This window comes from Bifidobacterium primatium (assembly GCF_002802875.1).
GTDB lineage: Bacteria > Actinomycetota > Actinomycetes > Actinomycetales > Bifidobacteriaceae > Galliscardovia > Galliscardovia primatium.
The window spans coordinates 307,542-328,097 of record NZ_PEBI01000003.1; the positions used below are offsets into that span (position 1 = coordinate 307,542).

The 20,556-nt window shown below is 62.2% G+C and carries 16 protein-coding genes and 1 tRNA gene; 4 read left to right on the forward strand and 13 right to left on the reverse strand.

All coding sequences use genetic code 11. The features are described from left to right. Positions 1-8 precede the first annotated feature (8 nt). The 11 genes from CS006_RS07405 to CS006_RS07455 form a co-directional block, all read right to left on the reverse strand. Positions 9-905: a Nif3-like dinuclear metal center hexameric protein gene (locus CS006_RS07405; RefSeq protein ID WP_100511171.1), complete on the reverse strand. Its 897-nt coding sequence runs from the start codon at positions 903-905 to the stop codon at positions 9-11. A 48-nt stretch (positions 906-953) separates the two neighbouring features. Beyond that, positions 954-3,773 (reverse strand): DNA polymerase I, encoded by a 2,820-nt coding sequence (gene polA / locus CS006_RS07410; protein WP_100511172.1) that lies wholly within the window; start codon positions 3,771-3,773, stop codon positions 954-956. Between the two features lie 10 nt (positions 3,774-3,783). Continuing rightward, complete coding sequence (locus CS006_RS07415; protein ID WP_100511173.1) at positions 3,784-4,395, reverse strand: ANTAR domain-containing response regulator; 612 nt, start codon at positions 4,393-4,395, stop codon at positions 3,784-3,786. A gap of 270 nt (positions 4,396-4,665) precedes the next feature. After that, positions 4,666-4,739: transfer RNA gene (locus CS006_RS07420), tRNA-Leu, on the reverse strand. 140 nt (positions 4,740-4,879) lie between these two features. Further along, on the reverse strand, positions 4,880-6,322 hold the full coding sequence (gene pyk, locus CS006_RS07425) for a pyruvate kinase (protein ID WP_100511174.1): 1,443 nt from the start codon (positions 6,320-6,322) through the stop codon (positions 4,880-4,882). Positions 6,323-6,610: 288 nt separating this feature from the next. After that, on the reverse strand, positions 6,611-7,600 hold the full coding sequence (locus tag CS006_RS07430) for a TerC family protein (protein ID WP_100511175.1): 990 nt from the start codon (positions 7,598-7,600) through the stop codon (positions 6,611-6,613). Positions 7,601-7,717: 117 nt separating this feature from the next. Further along, the gene (locus tag CS006_RS07435) at positions 7,718-8,026 is read right to left on the reverse strand and encodes a hypothetical protein (RefSeq protein ID WP_133119546.1); all 309 of its coding nucleotides are present in this window, start codon (positions 8,024-8,026) and stop codon (positions 7,718-7,720) included. A gap of 107 nt (positions 8,027-8,133) precedes the next feature. After that, the gene (gene uvrB / locus CS006_RS07440; RefSeq protein WP_100511177.1) at positions 8,134-10,245 is read right to left on the reverse strand and encodes an excinuclease ABC subunit UvrB; all 2,112 of its coding nucleotides are present in this window, start codon (positions 10,243-10,245) and stop codon (positions 8,134-8,136) included. Between the two features lie 52 nt (positions 10,246-10,297). Beyond that, positions 10,298-10,924: a dephospho-CoA kinase gene (gene coaE, locus CS006_RS07445; RefSeq protein WP_100511178.1), complete on the reverse strand. Its 627-nt coding sequence runs from the start codon at positions 10,922-10,924 to the stop codon at positions 10,298-10,300. 157 nt (positions 10,925-11,081) lie between these two features. After that, positions 11,082-12,563: a 30S ribosomal protein S1 gene (rpsA, locus tag CS006_RS07450; RefSeq protein ID WP_100511179.1), complete on the reverse strand. Its 1,482-nt coding sequence runs from the start codon at positions 12,561-12,563 to the stop codon at positions 11,082-11,084. 351 nt (positions 12,564-12,914) lie between these two features. Next, entirely contained in the window at positions 12,915-13,793 is an 879-nt protein-coding gene (locus CS006_RS07455) for a bifunctional methylenetetrahydrofolate dehydrogenase/methenyltetrahydrofolate cyclohydrolase (protein WP_100511180.1), read from the reverse strand. Positions 13,794-13,956: 163 nt separating this feature from the next. Between CS006_RS07455 and CS006_RS07460 the strand changes: the two genes are divergently transcribed. From CS006_RS07460 to CS006_RS07470, 3 genes are all read left to right on the forward strand, one after another. Further along, complete coding sequence (locus CS006_RS07460) at positions 13,957-14,955, forward strand: metal ABC transporter solute-binding protein, Zn/Mn family (RefSeq protein ID WP_243386872.1); 999 nt, start codon at positions 13,957-13,959, stop codon at positions 14,953-14,955. Positions 14,956-15,137: 182 nt separating this feature from the next. Beyond that, positions 15,138-16,061: an ATP-binding cassette domain-containing protein gene (locus tag CS006_RS07465; RefSeq protein ID WP_100511181.1), complete on the forward strand. Its 924-nt coding sequence runs from the start codon at positions 15,138-15,140 to the stop codon at positions 16,059-16,061. Then, positions 16,058-16,885, forward strand: coding sequence for a metal ABC transporter permease (locus tag CS006_RS07470; RefSeq protein WP_100511182.1), 828 nt, complete (start codon positions 16,058-16,060; stop codon positions 16,883-16,885). Before CS006_RS07465 ends, CS006_RS07470 begins: the two co-directional genes overlap by 4 nt. Positions 16,886-16,904: 19 nt before the next feature. Here the strand turns inward: CS006_RS07470 and ispF are convergent, their stop codons facing one another. Then, on the reverse strand, positions 16,905-17,396 hold the full coding sequence (gene ispF, locus CS006_RS07475) for a 2-C-methyl-D-erythritol 2,4-cyclodiphosphate synthase (protein WP_100511290.1): 492 nt from the start codon (positions 17,394-17,396) through the stop codon (positions 16,905-16,907). Positions 17,397-17,417: 21 nt separating this feature from the next. Continuing rightward, the gene (locus CS006_RS07480; protein WP_100511183.1) at positions 17,418-18,041 is read right to left on the reverse strand and encodes a CarD family transcriptional regulator; all 624 of its coding nucleotides are present in this window, start codon (positions 18,039-18,041) and stop codon (positions 17,418-17,420) included. Positions 18,042-18,238: 197 nt separating this feature from the next. Between CS006_RS07480 and glgB the strand changes: the two genes are divergently transcribed. After that, positions 18,239-20,494 carry a 1,4-alpha-glucan branching protein GlgB gene (gene glgB / locus CS006_RS07485; RefSeq protein WP_100511184.1) on the forward strand — a complete coding sequence of 752 codons (2,256 nt, stop codon included), beginning with the start codon at positions 18,239-18,241 and terminating at the stop codon, positions 20,492-20,494. Positions 20,495-20,556: the final 62 nt, after the last annotated feature.

Below are 20,556 nucleotides of genomic sequence, written 5' to 3' on the forward strand. Positions count from 1 at the left end.
AAATCCGGTTATGCCAAGTGCAAAGACCATGGGTCGGTGTTGATCTGCGACAGGGTTATCGGCATGACAACACCGTATGCCTGTTCGATGGCGTCCCGCACATCGCCCACAAGATAATGGAACAGGGAACGCTCGATGGCGGAATGCGGCGTATTGATCAATGCGGGCCGAGGCGTTTCGTCACCGGAACCGATCCGATATCCACGTTCGCGCAGACGGGCCTCGTATCGTGCCTGCTGCCAGGCGTCGGTGGCCGGGTGATGGCGCAGGTCGCTGGTGATGTATACGTCGGCGCCACTGGCACGAACCTCATCGAACAGTGAATCCCCCGAGCCGGGCAGAGTGGCCACGAGTCGCACCGGGGCGTCCAGTTCTCCGGCCACCTGCACGCCCATGTTCGTCTTCGGCAGAAGCTCCACAACGCAACGGGCCAGATCACGAAGGGTCATGGTCTCGGGCAGTGTTCCCACACGACCGAGACCAACGGGAAACTCGCTGCGTTCATCATGAACGGGCACGAGCGGCCGCTGGTCGACCAACCCCAGTCGGTCGGCGAATGCGTGGGCGGTGCCGCGATGGGCCGAATCGGCATTCGTGTGCCCCACCCACAGGGCGCAATGGTTTTCGATGAGCCGGTTGACGATATCGCCGCGGAACCCAAGGCCCGAGACCTCATGTACCGACCGGAAGAACAGCGGATGGTGGGTGATGAGCATGCCGGCGCCGGAAGCGATCGCCTCATCCACGGTCTCGGGTGTCGGGTCGACCGCGCAGTGGATTCTGCGCACCGGCCATGAGGGATCTCCCACGATCAGCCCCGGAGCGTCCCAATCTTCCGCATAACGCAGCGGATACAGTGTCTCCAGAACGTCCACGACCTGCTTCACATCGATGGAATCAACCATGGGAATCCTTCCTTAGGGCCGGTGCGACCGGCTATGGGTTTGCGGGAATCAGTGTGCGGCAAGCTGCCAGTCGTCGCCGATACCAGTGGACACGTCCAGCGGCACGTCCAAATCCACCGCGTGTTCCATGGCGTCGCGAATCAGCGCCGTGACCTGCTCGCTTTCGCCGGGAGCCACCTCCAGCACGAGTTCGTCATGAATCTGCAGGATGATGCGACTGCGCATGTTGTGTTCACGCAGTTCGGCATCCGCCTTGATCATGGCGAGCTTCATGATGTCGGCCGCCGACCCCTGGATGGGAGCGTTGAGGGCTCCGCGTTCAGCCGCGTCGCGGACCCGTCGGTTCGTGGACCGCAGTCCGGGGAAATACCGGCGGCGTCCGAACATCGTCTCCGTGTACCCCTTGTCCTTGGCCTCGGCCACGAGTCCCTCGAGATAGTCATGGACCTTGCCGAACGTGGCGAAGTACTTCTCCTTGAGCACGTCGGCCTCGGCCGGGGAGATCTTCAGCTGCTGGGCCAGTCCATACGTGCTCAGGCCATATGCGAGGCCATAGCTCATCGCCTTGACGTGGGAACGCTGGTCGCCGGTGATCTCATCCATCGGAACCTCGTAGACGAGCGAGGCCACGTACCGGTGGAAGTCGGCTCCCGAACGGAACGCCTCGATCAGCGACTCGTCGCCGGAGCAATGCGCCATGATGCGCAGCTCCACCTGCGAGTAATCGCAGCTCAGCAGGGAGACGAATCCTTCGCCGGGCACGAACGCGCTGCGGATTTCACGACCGGCCGCGTTGCGGTTGGGAATGTTCTGCAGATTCGGGGCGGCGGAGCTCAGACGTCCCGTGGCGGCGACGGTCTGCTCGAACGTGGTGTGGATGCGACCATCATCGTGATTGACCTCGTCAAGCAGGCTCTGCACGATCTGCTTGAGCTTGTTGGTCTCACGATGCCTCAGCAGCGCTACAAGGAATGTGGTCGCCCGTTCGTTGCCGACATTGCGCACGACCATTTCCTGGAGTGCGGCGGCGTCGGTGGTGTATCCACCGGTCTTGGTCTTGCGTGTCCCACGAAGCTGCATGTCGTCGAACAGTACGGCTTGCAGCTGCTTGGGGCTTTGCAGATTGATGCGCCTGCCGGCGGCCTGCCACGCCTGTTCCTGGGCGTCACGCGCCTCCGTGGCGAACCGGTCACGCATGCCGATGAGCCTGCCTTCGTCCACAGCCGCGCCGACGGATTCCATGCCGGCCAGTACCCGTGATACGGGAAGCTCAATCCTGCGCATGATGTCGTCCTGCTTGCGGTCGAGCGTCATCGGCCGCAGATGTCGGACCAGCGCGGCCACGCACGCCGCATGATGCGCCGGGATCTTCGCGGCCGTAGCATCGCCGTCATCGGAGTCATCATCCAGATCGAGCGACAGCTCGCCCTGGGACGAGGTCTCCTCCTCTTCGACATGCAGGTCGAGGAAATGCTCGGCGGCGGCATCCAACGAATCGGGATGGAAATCCGATTCCACGAGGTATCCGGCCAGCTGCGTATCGAACCATGGCAGCGGCACCTCGATGCCGGCCGCCGAAAGAAGATGGGACTGCTCCTTGTACCCGTGCATGGCAAGTCCGTCGGCATGCGCGGATGCCAAGGCAACGACGACGTCCGAGACCAGGGACGGCCAATCGCCTTCCAGTACGACGACATGGTTGTCGGGGGCCAGAAGAGTCAAGGATTTCAGCGTGCTCACACCGTATCGGGTGGTGCCTTCCGCATGCAGCACCCAGAACGCGTCCGCATCCTGCCGATTCGCACCGGTCTCAATGTGTTCGCCGATCCACGAGCGCACGGAGGATTCCACATCGGCCGAACCGTCGAGAATGTCAACAAGCGGATCCTCGAAATCGTCCTCGACCGCATCGTCCATCGCGGCTTTCAGGCTCTCGTCCTCGAATCCGTCGGGAAACGCCTTGAGTACACGGCTTTTCGTACGCGGACCGAATTCGAGCTTCGTGAACAGGTTGTCCAATGCCGTGATGTTCGGCGGCGAAAGCACCAGTTCGCCGATGTCGACTCCAAGGTCGAGATCACGCACTAGGGCGTTGACCCGTCGGTTCAGTTTGACCTGCTCGATGTTTTCCCGAAGGGCCTCGCCCTTCTTGCCCTTGATTTCCTCGGCATGTTCGATGATGCCGTCCAGCGAGCCGTACAGGTTCAGCCATTTGGCCGCGAAGCCGTCGCCCACGCCGGGGACGCCGGGAATGTTGTCCGCGGTCTCGCCGCGCAACGCCGCCAGATCGGGATACTGCTGCGGCGTGACCTTGTACTTGTCCACGACCGACTGTGGCGTCATATGACGCAGGTCCTTGAAATGATGGCCGGGGTACAGCACCGTGATCGAATCGTCGATGAGCTGGAATGCATCCCTGTCGCCGGAAAGCACGAGCGTGCGGAAGCCGGACCTCTCCCCCATGGAGGCCAGTGTGCCGATGACATCGTCGCCTTCGAATCCCGGCTTTTCGATGTAGGTGACGCCCAATGCGCGGAGCATGTCCTGAATGACCGGTATCTGCGGAAGCAGGTCCTCCGGCGCCGCGTCACGTGTGCCCTTGTACTGGGGCAGCAAATCGTTGCGGAATGTGCCGCCCTTGACGTCGAAGGCCACGGCGACATGCGTGGGCTTGTTGTCGAGGATGACACGCGTCAGCATGTTGGCGAAGCCCCATACCGCATTGGTGGCGAAGCCGGAGGATGTGGTGAAGTTTTCGGCGGGGAGGGCGAAATACGCCCGGAAGGCCAGGGAATGGCCGTCCACGACGAGCAGTGTCTTTTCTGCCGTCGCCTCCCCCGCTATCGTGTTTTGCGAAGACAGAACCATGAACCTGCTCTCAGCCCTGCACCTGCTCGATGACGGCGTCCGCGACCTCCTGCATGGTGAGTCGACGGTCCATCGAGGTCTTCTGAATCCAGCGGAACGCCTCGGACTCGGTCAGACCCATGTTCTCCATCAGCAGGCCCTTGGCACGGTCGACCCGCTTGCGGGCTTCGAAACGCGCCTTCATGTCGGAGACCTCGTCACGCAGCGCGTTCATCTGGTCGAAACGGCTGATGGCAACCTCAAGGGCGGGGAACAGCTTTTCGGGAACGAACGGCTTGACCACATAGGCCATGGCACCGGCGTCGGCTGCCTTCTCCACAAGATTCTGCTGGGAGAACGCCGTCAGCATCACGACCGGGGCGAGATTCTCCTCGGCGATCTCCTTCGCTGCGGTGATGCCGTCCTTTCCGGGCATCTTGACGTCCATGACGACCACGTCGGGCACGAGCTCCTTGACGAGGTCCACGGCCTCCTGACCGCTGGCCGCCTCACCGACCACGTCGTATCCGGCGCCACGCAACGACTCCACGATATCCAGACGAATAAGGGCCTCGTCCTCTGCCACGACTACGGTGCGACCCTTGGAATCGTCGACCATTCCATCAACGTCAATGTCTGCCATTTCCGACCCTTTCAACTGCTTGAATGCGGGTGACACTTCACTCCATTGTAAGAAGACACGGCAGAGAGGCATTTCTGTTCGACCCGTCATGGACGGACAGAGGGGACGCCTCCGATATGTCTCCAATTACGGAATTCTAGTTGCCTTTTCCTGTTGCAAGTGTATCAGAATAGCATCCGCCGGCGATTGCACGGAATTCGCGTGTTTCACCACGTCATGGAATACGGAACAGGGCCGGAAACATTGGATTTCCGGCCCTGTCGATACCTGTGCCCCGGGTGGGACTCGAACCCACACTGTACAGATTTTGAGGCTGTCTCCTCTACCAATTGGGATACCGGGGCGGCACCAGATGTACATTACACCATGTTCATGGTTCTGACAAACACAAGAGACCTGCCTGCGTGTCCTTGAGACACGGCAAGCAGGCCTCTTGTCGTCACCGTTCATACGGCGACGATGACATCAAATCCGATGCACGGAATCAGGCCTTGTGGCCGACGGTGTGCACGTAGATGGAGTCGGTGCTGCCCGGCTTGTGATCGCCCTGGGAGCAGCTGAGCACGACGATGTGGTCGCCGTCCTCGACCTTGCCGGCGGCCTTCAGGGTGGCGTCGGTGAGGGCCATGACTTCCTTGCGGGTCATGTCGTGGTAGTCCTTGTCGAGCAGGAACGCCTCGGTGCCCCAGCTCAGAGCCAGCCAGTGGTAGGTGTGCTCGTTGGCGGTCAGGGCGTAAATCGGGGCGGCCGGACGCTCGCGGGAGACGCGGTGCACGGTGTCACCGGTCTGCGTGAAGGCGACGATGGCCTTCGCGTTGAGCTTGTCGGCGAGATCCACGGCGGCGGAGGAAACGGCGCCGGACTTGGACATGTCGAGGTTCTTGAGCTCCGGGATACGGTCGAAGCCGTGCTCGGTGGCGTAGCCGGAGATGCGGGACATGGTGGCCACGGTCTCGGTCGGGTACTGGCCGACGGCGGTCTCGTTGGAGGTCATGGTGGCGTCGGCGCCGTCAAGCACGGCGTTGGCGCAGTCGGAAGCCTCGGCGCGGGACGGAACCGGGGAGTGGACCATGGAGCCCAGGACCTCGGTGGCCACGATGACGGGCTTGGCGTACTGACGGGCCAGCTCGATGATGCGCTTGGTGGCCAGCGGAACCTCTTCCAGCGGGCACTCGACGGCCATGTCGCCACGGGCGGCCATGATGCCGTCGAAGGCCTTGACGATGTCCTCGAGGTTCTCGAGGGCCTGCGGCTTCTCGATCTTGGCGACGATCGGGATGCGACGGCCTTCCTCGTCCATGATCTCGTGGGCGCGGTCGATGTCGGAAGCGAAACGCACGAAGGACATGGCGATGATGTCGGCGCCGGTGCGGATGGCCCAACGCAGGTCGGCCTCGTCCTTCTCGGTCAGGGCGGGCAGGCTCACGGCCACGCCCGGCAGGTTGATGCCCTTGTGAGAGGAGACCGGTCCGGCCACGACGACCTTGGTGTGGACGTTGTTGCCTTCGACCTTGGTGACCTCGAGGCGGACCTTGCCGTCGTCGATCAGGATCGGATCACCGGGGTGGCAGTCGCCCGGCAGGCCCTTGAACGTGGTGGAGGTGATGTGCTCGTCGCCTTCGATGTCGTCGGTGGTGATGACGAACTCCTGGCCTTCCTTGAGGATGACCTTGTCTTCGCCTTCAGCGTTCTTCTTGAACCAGCCGCAACGAATCTTCGGGCCCTGCAGATCAACCAGGGCGGCGACATTGCGACCAACGGTCTTGCCGGCCTCACGGAGGTTGTTGTAGACCCTCAGATGATCCTCGGGCGTGCCATGGGAGCGGTTCAGTCGAGCGACGTCCATGCCCGCTTCGACGAGCTTGGTGATGTTCTCGAGAGACTCGGTGGCGGGTCCGATGGTATCTACGATCTTGGCTTTACGCATATTGCCTGCCTATTCCTTCTAGACGGACGGGGATCAGGGAACGTCCCCGCTGTTGCCATGGATTAGCTTACTAGCTGTTCAAGACCTGATTGATAACCGCGACGGCGTGTTGCATGAACACCTGATGACGCGCAATGGACGCCAAGACGCGGACGGTCGGTCAGGATTGGACACGATAACAATAGCAAAACGCCCCGCCCGCGGGTACCACGGACGGGGCGATGAGCTTGTCTATCGCGAATGGGACCGGACGTCGTCGGATGCTCCGTTCTCGGCCGGAACCGCGGTTCAGTCCTTTTCGGCTTGGGCGTCGATCTTGCGCATCTTGAGCACACTGGCAAGGGCCGCGGTGCCGATGGACACGACGATGACGGCAAGCGAGAGCCAGGTGGGCACCTCGGGCACGGCGTGGATGGGCTGGCCGCCGTTGATGAACGGTAGCGTGTTGGCGTGCAGGGCCTCCATGATGAGCTTCACGCCGATGAAGCCGAGCACCACGGACAGACCCACCGGCAGGTAGACGAGCTTGTCGAGCAGCGCGCCCAGCAGGAAGTACAGCTGCTGCAGGCCCAGGAGTGCGAACACGTTCGAGGTGAACACGATGAACGGGTCCTTGGTCAGACCGAAGATCGCGGGAATGGAGTCGAAGGCGAACATGACGTCGGTGGTGCCGATGGCGAGGAACACGATGAGCATCGGGGTCCAGTACTTCACACCGTTCTTCGTGGTGCGCAGACGCTCGCCATCATATTCGTCGGAGATGCGGATGACCTTGCGCAGCGTCGAGATCAGGGCGTTCTCATGGTATTCCTCGTCGTCGTCCTTGCCGAAGGCGAGTTTGAACGCCGTGACGAGCAGGAAGGCACCGAACAGGAAGAACACCCAGGTGAACCGTGTGATGATCGCGGCGCCGAGCAGGATGAAGATGCCTCGCAGCACCAGCGCAATGGTGATGCCGATGGACAGTACGAACTTCTGCAACTGCTTGGGCACGGCGAAATTGGCCATGATGATGACGAACACGAACAGGTTGTCGATGCTCAGAGAATACTCGGTGAGCCAGCCGGAATAGAACTCGATGGCGGGTTTGGATCCGGCGACACCCCATACGATGCCGCCGAAGATCAATGCCATGACGACGAAGAACGCGATATGCTGCACGCATTCCCTGGTGGACGGCACATGCGGCCGCCGTCCGATGACGAACAGATCGATGATAAAGAACACGGCGAGCACGACAAACGTGCTCACCATAAACCACAGTGGAGTCTCAGCCATGTGACATCACTATACGGAAGGTTTGTGACGGCACAAGAGCCGGTATGGAAACTCTGACGTTTTTTTACAAAGGAATCGGCCTTCGGACGAAAAGCCCATACCACATGGTTCAAGGTGTCATTCGCCGGATTTCCCGGAGTCCGGACGGTCCTGCGCGGTTCCCCTCCCACCCTTGAACGGGTCAAGCAGCGTCGAGGCATCGGATACGCCGAGCATGCTGCGGCCGCCGGTACGTTCCGGATGGAGATTCAGATACAGCGTGGAAAGACCGGCGGGAACCATGACGACAAGCAGTATCAGCGACAGCCACCAGCTGTATCTGACGCCCACGAACACCAGCATCGCCACGGCGAGGACCGTCACCACCGCATATGAGGCGATGCGTCCCGAACGCGAATCGTGGCCTGACTGATTGCCCTTGGTCATCATGACGCTCCTTTGCTCGGTTGCCGTTCACGCCGTAGTATGGTGCGGGCGCGTCCGCACCATACGCGTATCCCGCAATCGATACTACCCCCTCAGTCCTTCACCGGCTATTTCTGCGCTTCGGTCATCTGCCGCAGTTCCTTCTTCAGGTCGCGGATCTCGTCGCGCAGACGGGCCGCCAGTTCGAACTGCAGCTGTTCCGCCGCGGTGTGCATCTGTTCGCTGAGCTGCCGGATGAGGTCGGCGAGGTCCTGCGCGGGAAGCCCGGCCTCGAGAATCTCCCTGTGCCGTCTGTCGGCTTCGTCCGCATTGAACGTCGGTACGCCGAGATGGGAGTTTCCGGCCTTGTTCGCGTTACGGTACCCTCCTTCGAGCAGGGTCTGGGTGTCGACATCCTCCTTGGCGAGCATGTCGTTGACGTCGCTGATCTTTTTGATCAGCGGCTTCGGGTCGATGCCATGCTCCCTGTTGTATTCGATCTGCCTCGTGCGACGACGGTTGGTCTCGTTGATTGCCTTGGTCATGGCATCGGTACGATGGTCGGCGTACATGATGACCGTGCCGGACACGTTGCGGGCGGCGCGGCCGATGGTCTGGATGAGCGAACTGTATGACCGCAGGAACCCCTCCTTGTCGGCGTCGAGGATCGCCACCAACGAGACCTCCGGCAGGTCGAGGCCCTCGCGCAGCAGGTTGATGCCGACGATCACGTCGATCTTGCCCTCCCTCAGTTCGCGCAGGAGCTCCACTCGGCGCAGCGTGTCGACGTCCGAATGCAGATATTCCACCTTGATGTCGCGTTCCAGCAGATAGTCGGTGAGGTCCTCGGCCATCTTCTTGGTCAGTGTGGTGACCAGCACGCGTTCGTTCCTGGCCACCCGGTCCTTGATCTCGCCAAGCAGATCATCGACCTGCCCTTCGACGGGCCGCACGTCGATCTTCGGGTCGACCAGACCCGTCGGCCTGATGATCTGCTCCACCACGCCATCGGAGAGTCCGAGCTCATAGTCGCCCGGCGTGGCGGAGAGGTATACGGTCTGACCGATGCGTTCGAGGAACTCGTCCCATTTGAGCGGCCGGTTGTCCATGGCGCTGGGCAGACGGAAACCGTGCTCGACCAGCGTGCGCTTGCGGGAGGCGTCGCCCTCGTACATGGCGCCTATCTGGGGGATGGTCACATGGGATTCGTCGATGACCAGCAGGAAATCGTCGGGGAAGAAATCCAGCAGGGTGTGCGGCGGCGTGCCGGGGGCACGGCCGTCGAAATGCCGCGAGTAGTTCTCCACGCCTTGGCAGACGCCGATCTGCGTGAGCATCTCCAGATCATAGGTGGTGCGTTGGGTGAGTCGCTGCGCCTCGAGATCCTTGCCCTGCTTCTTCAGCTGTGCCACACGCTCGTCGAGTTCCTCGCGGATGGTCTTGAGCGCGCGTTCCATACGCTCCGGGCCGGCCACATAGTGTGATGCGGGGAAGATGTGCACCTGAGGCTCGTGTGCTATCTCGTCGCCGGTGAGCGGATGCAGCGTCGAGATGCGGTCGATCTCGTCGCCGAAGAATTCGATGCGGATGGCCAGTTCCTCGTAGACGGGGATAATCTCGACGGTGTCGCCGCGGACGCGGAACGTGCCTCGGGTGAAGGCGATGTCGTTACGCTTGTACTGCATGTCGACGAACCGGCGCAGCAGGTCGTCGCGATCGATTTGTTGCCCCTCCTTGAGAAACAGCATGCGACCTGCGTATTCCTCCGGGGTTCCCAGACCGTAGATGCAGCTGACCGTGGCCACCACCACGCAGTCTCGCCGTGTCAGCAGATTGGCGGTGGCGGCGTGGCGCAGGCGCTCCACGTCGTCGTTGATGTTCGAGTCCTTCTCGATGTAGGTGTCGGTCTGCGGGATGTATGCCTCGGGCTGGTAGTAGTCGTAGTAGCTCACGAAGTAGCTGACGGCGTTGTCGGGCATGAGCTCGCGGAACTCCGCGCACAGCTGCGCGGCAAGCGTCTTGTTCGGCTCCAGGATCAGCGTCGGCCGTTGAAGACGCTCGATGAGCCAGGCCGTCGTCGCGGTCTTTCCGGTGCCGGTGGCGCCCATGAGCACCACATCGTTCTCACCGTTCTCGATGCGTCTGGCGAGCTCCTCGATGGCCTGGGGCTGGTCGCCGCTTGGCTTATAGGGGGATTTGACCACGAAGGGTTTGTCGATGCGTTCGATGTTGTATCCCATTGCCCCACCTTGCCCCGTTCCGCGCGGATTCCACGGACGGTCGTTTGCGAATCTAATACGACGGATGCGTCAGTATGCGATACAGCCTATCAACATCCTCGAACATCTGTTCGATGGGCTTTGTGGAATCGATGACATAGTCGCTGATGTCGAAACGCTGCTGTTGCGTCGCCTGGTTCCGGATGCGGGCCTTGGCGGCGGCGCGAGTCATGCCGCGGTTCCTGACCATGCGTCGGATTCGCGTCTCCTCGGGGGCCTCCACGGTGATGATGGCGTCGAAATAGTCCCACCGCGACGTCTCTACCAGCAAGGGGATGTCATGAATGACCAGACGCCGCGTGCCGTCCTTGGGCTCGGGATGCGAGTCGATCCACTGGTACTCCAGCCTGCCGGCCTCGCGGAACACGATGGGATGGACGATGCGGTTCAATTCGTGCAGACGTTCGGGATTCCCGAACACATGGTCGGCCATCCATTGTCTGTTGAGTTCGCCGTCCCTTCCACGGGCGTGGCGCCCGAAGCATGCGATGATCTGCGCGAGCCCTTCGCTGCCCTTCTCCACGGCGGCGCGGGCAAGCCTGTCATAATCGATGACGTAGGCGCCCAGCTCGACGAATCGTGATGCGACCGTGCTTTTCCCCGCGGCTATGCCGCCGGTCAGTCCGACACGTGTGAACATGCATGCTCCCTTCCGGATGCCGGACGACAGAGCATCGTCGCCTTGCCGAACCGCTCCGTTCCTCCCGGCCTACATCTGCCAGTCTACAGAGAAACCCGGTTGCCATGGGTAATGACAACCGGGTTTCTCATTCAGTCAGTCAACGCTGAAGGCTGGCTCACTTCTTCTCGTTGAGCAGCTGCTCGCGCAGGGCGGCAAGCTGATCGGAATCGGCGAGAGTGCCTTCGGACGTGCTCTCGGAAGAGTAGTTGGAGGTCTCCTCCACCTTCTCTTCCTTCGGCTCGCCCTGGCCATCGGCGGCGGCGGAGGCTTCGGCGTTCTCGAGCTCCTTGGCCACGAACTCCTTGTGCTGCTCCCACAGATCGTGGGCGGCGGCGTACTGGGCTTCCCACTCCTCGCGCTGCTTCTCGTAGCCGGCGATCCATTCGTTGGTCTCCGGGTCGAAGCCTTCGGGGTACTTGTAGTTGCCCTGCTCGTCGTACTCGGCCGGCATGCCGTACAGAGCCGGATCGAAGTCCTCGGAGGAGATGTCAACGGAGTCGTTGGCCTGCTTGAGGGACAGGGAGATGCGACGACGATCGAGATCGACGTCGATCACCTTGACGAACACCTCTTCGCCCGGCTTGACGACGGTCTCCGGGTTCTCCACGTGGCGGTTGGCCAGCTCGGAGATGTGCACCAGACCCTCGATGCCGTCGTCCACGGAGATGAACACACCGAACTGGACGATCTTGGTGACCTTGCCCTTGACGATCTGGCCGGGAACGTGGGTGCGGGCGAAGCGCTGCCACGGATCCTCCTGGGTCGCCTTGAGGGACAGGGAGATGCGCTCGCGGTCGAGATCGACGTCGAGCACCTCGACGGTGACCTTGTCGCCGACCTTGACGACCTCGGACGGGTGGTCGATGTGCTTCCAGGAAAGCTCGGAGACGTGGATCAGGCCGTCAACACCACCGAGATCGACGAAGGCGCCGAAGTTGACGATGGAGCTGATGACGCCCTCGCGAATCTGGCCCTTCTTGAGCTGCGAGAGGAAGGTCTCGCGGACTTCGGACTGGGTCTCCTCGAGGTACTGACGACGGGACAGGACCACGTTGTTGCGGTTCTTGTCGAGCTCCAGGATCTTGGCCTGGATCTTCTGGCCGATGTACGGGGCCAGGTCGCGCACGCGGCGCATCTCGACGAGGGAGGCGGGCAGGAAGCCACGCAGGCCGATGTCGACGATAAGACCGCCCTTGACGGCTTCGATGACGGTGCCTTCGACAACGCCATCGGCTTCCTTGATCTTCTCAACATCGCCCCAGGCGCGCTCGTACTGGGCGCGCTTCTTGGACAGAATCAGACGGCCTTCCTTGTCTTCCTTGGTGATGACAAGGGCCTCGACGGTGTCGCCGACCTCGACGACATCGTCAGGATCGACGTCCTTCTTGATGGAAAGCTCGCGGGAGGGAATCACACCCTCGGTCTTGTAGCCGATATCCAGGAGCACCTCGTCGCGATCGATCTTAACGACGGTACCTTCGACCAGATCACCATCATCGAAGTTCTTGATGGTGGAATCGACTGCCTTGATGAAGTCCTCTTCGGTGCCGATGTCGTTGATGGCAACCTTGGTGGCTTCAGTGTTGTTCTCTGCCATGTAGGTATATGGTTTCTCAATAGATGGATGGATAATTACTCGATATTCAGTTATGCACGCATACTCCCGTACACGCAAGTTTTAAGAGTACCGCCAGGCATGGTCAAAAAGGCTATAAGGAATTCGGGCGTGTCGCGATACGACACGCCCTCATACAACTCGCATCACCTCGGCTCCGTCGTGTCGCCTCGGCGTCGCCTACGGACAGTCCACCGGACTGTCCGCTTGACGGCTCCGTGGACGAGTCGCGATACGACACGCCCTCATACGACCCGCATCACCTCGGCTCCATGGTGTCGCCTCAGCGCCACCTACGGACAGCCCACCGGACGGGGCAGCACGGGGACGGGATCAACGCAGCGAACGCTCGGCGATTTCAACGACATTGCGCAGCAACATGGCGCGGGTCATCGGTCCGACTCCGCCGGGGTTCGGCGTATAGGCGCCGCATACCTCGCGGGCGGCGGGATCGACGTCGCCGAGAATCCTCGACCTGCCGGTCTCGGGGTCGGTGACGCGGCTCACCCCGACGTCGACGAGCACGGCGTCCGGTCTGACGTCCTCGGGCTTGACGAAGTGCGCGCTGCCCATGGCGGCCACGATGACGTCGGCCTGCCGCATCAGCTCATGCACGTTCCGGGTACCGGTGTGGCACTGCGTGACCGTGGCGTTGATCTCCTTGCGGCCGATCAGCAGGCCGATGGTGCGGCCGATGGTGATGCCGCGGCCGAGCACGACCACATGCTTGCCGTTCAGATCGATGCCGTTCATGGACAGCAGCTCCACGACGCCGCGTGGGGTGCAGGGAAGCGGGGTGGACAGCTCGCCGCGGGGATGGAGGACCAGCTCGCCGAGGTTGTACGGATGCATGCCGTCCGCATCCTTGGCGGGATCGATGAGGTCGATGATCCTGTTCTCGTCGATTCCTCGCGGCAGGGGCAGCTGCACGATGAATCCGGTGCACGCGGGATTCTCGTTGAGCCTGCGGACCGCCTCGGCGATCTCCTCGTAGCCGGCGTCCTCGGGAAGCTCCTCGGCGATGGATGCGATGCCGACCTCGGCGCAGTCACGATGCTTGCCGGCGACGTACTTCACCGAGCCGGCGTCATGACCGACGAGCAGTGTTCCCAGCCCCGGGACCACGCCCTGCTCCTTGAGCCTCGCCACGCGCTCGGCCAGATCGGCTTTGATAGCCGCGGCGGCCTGCTTGCCATCCAAACGTTGTGCCATATCCGTAAATGTCCTTCCGTGTCGCCGGATTCGATACTCCGCATCATAGGCTATCGTGAAAACAGCCCGATGAACGATATTATGCGAACGCATATTCGGGGATGCGACGAGGATGTCCCCGAACGGTTTCCCGGGCCGGCAGCAGAAGGCGGTGTTGATTGTTATGACGTTGTTCACCATGTGGAATGCCGCGGCGCGCATGAGGGGCGCGGCGGCGGCAGTGGTATGCGCGGCCGTTCTCGCGGCGACGGGGTGCGGCTCGGGAACCCAGTCGACGGAGGAAGGCTCCGGTTCGACCGCGCAGTTCGATCCGATCGCCGTGGTCGCGTCAATCAACCAGTGGGGCATGCTCGCCAAGGAGGTGGGCGGTGACCAGGTACGCGTCACCTCCATCCTCGGCTCCACCAATGTGGACGCCCATGACTTCGAACCGAAGACCAGCGACATCGCGACCGTGTCGAAGGCAAAGGTGTTGGTGGCGAACGGCGCCGGATACGACGAGTGGGCGACGAAGGCCGTCAGCGGCGACACCACGGTCGTGACGGCCGCCACGACCGTGGGAGCCTCGGATGGAGACAATCCCCATCTGTGGTTCTCGAAGGACGCCCGCAAGGCCATGGCCAAGGAACTGAGCGAGGCCTTCTCGAAGATCAAGCCCGACAGCAAGGATTATTTCGCCAAGCGGCTTGCCGCATGGCAGGAGGACGAGGACGAGCTCGAGACCTCCATGGATAAGTTCTCCGAAAAGCACCCCGAAGCGACCTACGCCTCGACCGAATCCGTGGCCTACTATCTGATGAGCGACCTGAACGTCAGGGACGTCACGCCCGAACAGTACGCCCAGACGATGCTCAACGGCGGGGAACCCGCACCCGCCGATGTGCAGGACCTGCAGACGCTGTTGGAGAAGCACAAGGCCGGCATGCTCATCAACAATCCCCAGGAGGCGTCCGACACCACCAATCTCATCACCGGCACCGCCCATAAGTCCGACGTCCCCGTGGTGAACGTCACCGAGCAGGTTCCCGAACGCTACGACAGTCTGGTCGATTGGATGGATTCGCTGGTCACGGAGTTCGACAAGGCCCTGGCTTCCGACGCCACGTCGCCGGAAGCCACACCGAGCCCGTCATCCTCGGCATCGGACGCCGGCTCCAAGTAGTTCCGGACGCACAGCAGACGGTCAGGCAGAGTCATGGCGCCTGTGCCCGCGGCCATATCCGCGGGCACAGGCGCCATGCATTTACACACGCAACACGACGAAGTGGACGAAATCCATGAATATTGATTACTATTCTCATTAGCAATATCCCGTATTCCAAACCTGAACAGAGATGATGCATCATGACCTCCCCCACTGCCCACGACGACGCCGTCGTGCTTCACGATGCCGCCGTACGACGCGGCGGAAGACTCATCTGGTCACATGGAAACTTCGCGATTCCGCGCGGAACCGTAACCGCGGTGGTCGGCACCAACGGAGCCGGAAAGACCACGCTGCTGGACGCCGAGCTCGGCCTGATCCCCACATCCCAAGGCGACATCACGGTACTGGGGCGGCCGGCGGGCCAAAGCAACCAACGCATCGGCTACGTACCACAGACCTACACTTCGGGGCTTGATTCGACGATCACCGCACGGCAGTCGGTAATACTGGGGCTGACGGGCACGAAGTTCGGCATCCACTTCGTCTCCGCGGAGGAGAAACGGCGTGCACAGGAGGTCCTGGAATTCGTCGGGCTCGCCGACAAGGCCGACTACCGGCTCAACGAGCTTTCCGGCGGCCTGCGCCAGCGCGCCGCCATCGCGCAGGCGCTGGCATGCAGCCCCGAACTGCTGCTGCTTGACGAGCCTCTGGCCAATCTCGACATCGCCAGCCAGCGTTCGGTCGTGGAACTGCTCGCCCGTCTGAACCATGAATGGGGCATGACCATCGAGGTCGTGGCCCACGACCTGAACATGCTGCTGCCCATCCTCACCGGAGCCATCTACCTGCTCGACGGGCATCCGCACTACTCCCCCATCCGTTCGGTGCTGGACTCCGATCTGCTCACGCATCTCTACGGCACACGCGTGGAGGTCGTCACCACGCCCCAGGGCGACATGTTCGTGACCCCGAACCGCAAGCTCGAGCCGGAGGAGCGCCTCCAGGACACCCATGACGTACGCGAGGCCGCCCACTTCCACGAGCACGGGGATCCGAAGGACGGAGGAACCCATGCCGATGCACATATCGCAGGCACCAAGGCCAAGGAGATGAATCGATGACCATACAGTTCGCCTTCGACCCCGAATGGATGAGCGTCCTCACGGCACCGTTCATGGTCAATGCCATCGAAGCGGGACTGCTGATCGCCGTCGCCGCGGGAATCATGGGGTATTTCACCATCACGCGGCATTCGACGTTCGCCGCCCACGCGCTGGCGCACATAGGGCTCCCCGGCGCGACCGGCGCCGTATTGCTCGGACTGCCCGTCTCGCTTGGCCTGGGCGCATTCGCGCTGGGCGGGGCGCTGGTCATCGGCGCATTGGGCAAAAAGGTCTCCGAGCGCGAAATCGCCACGGGCACCGTGCTGGCGTTCGCCACGGGTCTGGGACTGTTCTTCGCGAGGCTTTCCTCCAGCGCCTCGCAGCAGATGCAGTCCATTCTTTTCGGGTCCATCCTGACCATCACCGACAATCAGATCGTCGGCTTCGCCATCTTCGACGCGTTGCTGCTGGTGGTGGTGTCGCTTGTGTACCGGCCGCTCCTGTTCAGTTCGCTGGACGAGCAGGTCGCACGGGCCAAGGGCGTGCCCATCGGTGCGATGAACGTGCTGTTCATGGCCATCATGGCCGGGGTCATCACCGTGGCTGTGCCGGCGGTGGGTACATTGCTGATCTTCGCCCTGGTCGTCACACCTGCGGCGACGGCGTCGATCGTCACCCGATCCCCATTCGCGGCCATCATCGTGTCGTGCGTGCTGTGCCTGGCGAGCATCTGGGGCGGACTGGTGCTTTCGGCGATGTTCCCCACCCCGCCCAGCTTCGTCATCGTCACGCTCAGCACGGCGATGTGGGCGATCGCGAAGATCGTCTTCCGCAATCGCTGACCGTGATGGCAGGCCGTTCTCAGCCGCGGACGGCCAATGCCGTGGCGATGGCTGCGACGCCTTCGCCACGACCGGTGAACCCTATGCCGTCCGTGGTCGTCGCCGTGATGCTCACCGGCGCCCCCAAGGCGCCGGACATGGCATGCTGGGCCTCGTCGCGACGACGCCCGATGCGGGGGGCATTGCCGACTATGGATACACCGACGTTCACGATGGTCCAGCCATGCTCCCGCACATGATCGCCTACGGCGCTCAACATGGCGTCGCCATGCATGCCGGAGCCGAGGCTGCGGGGGCCCACGCCGAACAGCGTGCCGATGTCACCGAGACCGCAGGCCGAGAGCACGGCGTCGATGACGGCATGCGCGGCGACGTCGCCATCGGAATCGCCGAGCACCCCTTCGCATCCCCGCCGCTCGTCCTCCTGCCAGCGCAGGCATGCGAGCCACAGCTCGCGCCCCGTGCCGGAGGGGGCGAAACGATGCGCATCGAAACCCTGTCCGATGCGCATATTCGTCACGTCCGCCATCGGCTACTTGGCCGACTTCCTCGTGCTCTTCTTCTTGCCCTTCGCGGCCTTGGCCTCCGCCTCGATGCGGTTCAGCGTCTCGCTGGCCGGTTCCTTGGGGCTCTTCGTATGATGCTTGTCGTCGCCGGGCTCGGGATCGCGGTAGCCGAGGTTGACGTCGAGCAGACGCTGGGTCTCCTCCTCGCTCAGCTTCTCGCTCAGCGAGATCTCGGAGGTGAGGATGTTGCGGGCCTTGGTGAGCATGCGCTTCTCACCGGCGGACAGGCCGTGTTCGTCGTCGTCGCGCTGGGCGAGGTCGCGCACGACCTCGGCGATCTTGTTCACGTCACCGGTGGCGATCTTCTCCACGTTCAGTTTGTAGCGGCGGGACCAGTTGGTCTTCTCCTCGACGATGGGCGTGCGCAGGATCTCGAACACCTTGGAGACGGCCTTGGCGTCCACGACGTCGCGCACACCGACCTTCTTGACGTTCTCCGCCGGAATCTGAATCACCAGACCGTCGGACGACAGCACGGAAAGCTTGAGATACGTGCGCTTGACGCCGTTCATCTCCCGCTCGGTAATCTCTTCGATCTTCGCTGCGCCATGGCGCGGATAGACAACGGTATCGCCAACCTGGTAAGTCATGTATCAAGCCCCTCTATAGATTAAAGAAGACATCTTATGATTGCACGGAGGTTGGACTTATAGTCATGAGCGAGCGAAATTTCAGTATATACGCCCAAGGGGGCGAAATCCAAAAGAGAACGCTCACATGTTGAACGTTCAAAAAATCAACACGTCGTTAAGCGTTTTTCACGAAATCATTTCGTACACTCGTTTGTATGAGCAACACAAACAATGCCATCCCGCAGCCGGTCAGCGTCGACCATGCGATTCTGGATGATGTCAGCAACGGCGTATACTACGACCCGCACACCGTGCTGGGAGCCCATCTCAACGACGAGGCAGGCGGCGAGGGCTACGCCACCGTTCGTGTCCTGCGCCCCTTCGCCAAGCACGTCGTCATCGTGACCGAGGATGGGGAGTACACCGCCGAACATGAGTGGAACGGCGTCTTCACCGCCGTCATCCCCGCAATCGCCTCCACGGACGGCGAAGGCTATGCAACCCCCGACTACCGCATTCGCGTATCCTACGAAGGCGGCGACACCGCACTGGTGGACGACCCCTACCGCTACATGCCCACCGTCGGCGAAATGGACATGTACCTCTTCGGCGAAGGCCGTCATGAGCGCCTCTGGGAGGTGCTCGGCGCGCATGTGCGCACCTACGACGACGTCATGGGAGACCCGGACGGCTCCTCCCCCGACACGGTCACCGGAACCTCGTTCGCGGTATGGGCCCCGAACGCGCACGCCGTACGCGTCGTCGGCGACTTCAACTCCTGGTCCGGCCGCCAGCATGCCATGAGGGAGCTGGGCTCCTCCGGCATCTGGGAGATCTTCATCCCCGACGTCGGCGCCGGCGAGCTGTACAAGTACGAGATCCTCAACGCCAACCATGAATGGAAGCAGAAGGCCGACCCGATGGAGAACCTCCACCAGGTTCCCCCGCTGACGGCATCGGTCGTCGTGGACTCCAAGCACGAGTGGCACGACGAGGAATGGATGGAGCACCGCCGCAACACCGATCCGCACTCCGGCCCCGTCAGCATCTACGAAGTCCACGCCGGCAGCTGGAAGATCGGCATGGACTACAGCAGGCTCGCCGACGAGCTGGTGCCCTACGTGAAGAAAATGGGCTTCACCCATGTGGAGTTCATGCCGCTCGCCGAGCATCCGTTCACCGGCTCCTGGGGCTATCAGGTCACCGGCTACTACGCGCCGCAGTCCCGTCTCGGCAACCCCGACGACCTCAAGAAGCTCATCGACGCCTTCCATCAGGCCGGCATCGGCGTGATCATGGACTGGGTCCCCGCCCACTTCCCCAAGGACGATTTCGCGCTGGCGCGCTTCGACGGCACGCCGTTGTACGAGGACCCGGACCCGCTGCGCGGCGAGCACCCCGACTGGGGCACCTACGTGTTCAACTTCGGACGCAACGAGGTGCGCAACTTCCTCGTGGCCAATGCCTGCTACTGGCTTGACGAGTTCCATGTGGACGGTCTGCGCGTGGACGCCGTCTCCTCGATGCTCTATCTCGACTACAGCCGCGAGAACGGCCAGTGGCGTCCGAACAAGTACGGCGGGCGCGAGAACCTCGAGGCCATCGACTTCCTCAAGGAGGCCACCGCCACCGCATACGGCCGCAACCCCGGCATCATGATGATCGCCGAGGAGTCCACCGCATGGCCGGGCGTGACCGCGCCGACGAGCGAGGGTGGACTCGGATTCGGTCTCAAGTGGAACATGGGATGGATGCACGACACCCTCGAGTACCTGCATGAGACGCCCGTCAACCGCAAGTGGCATCACGGCGAGATCACCTTCTCGATGATGTACGCCTACTCCGAGCACTATGTGCTGCCCATCAGCCACGACGAGGTCGTATACGGCAAGGGCGCGCTGTTCGGCAAGATGCCCGGCGACGACTGGCAGAAGTACGCCGGCGTGAGGGCCCTGTTCGCCTACCAGTGGGCGCATCCGGGCAAGAACCTCACGTTCATGGGCAACGAGATCGCACAGTACGGCGAATGGGACTACAAGAGCTCGGTGGACTGGAACGCGCTGAACTGGCCCGACCATCAGGGCGTACAGAAGCTTGTACGCGACCTGAACGAGCTGTACCGCAAGAGCCCCGAATTCTGGAGTCAGGACTTCGATCCCGCGGGATTCCAGTGGCTCACCAGCGACGACGCCGACCACAACGTCCTGAGCTTCATGCGTCTGGACACCAAGGGCAATCCGATTGTGGTCGTGGTCAACTTCTCCGGCTGCGCCTGGCAGGACTATCAGGTCCCGCTGCCCAGCGGCGGCGAATGGGAGGAGATCCTCAACACCGACGCCGAGGAATACGGCGGCTCGGGGATCAGCAACACCGACATCGTCGCCGAGAAGGGCGAGTACCACTCGCGTCCGTATTCGGTGAAGATCACCGTCCCCGCACTCGGCGCCCTGTTCCTCAAGCCCAAGGCATAGAATCGCCGATGACGGGAGCATCGCTCATCTGATAACGTAAGGCCAGGTTGAAATCCTGGCCT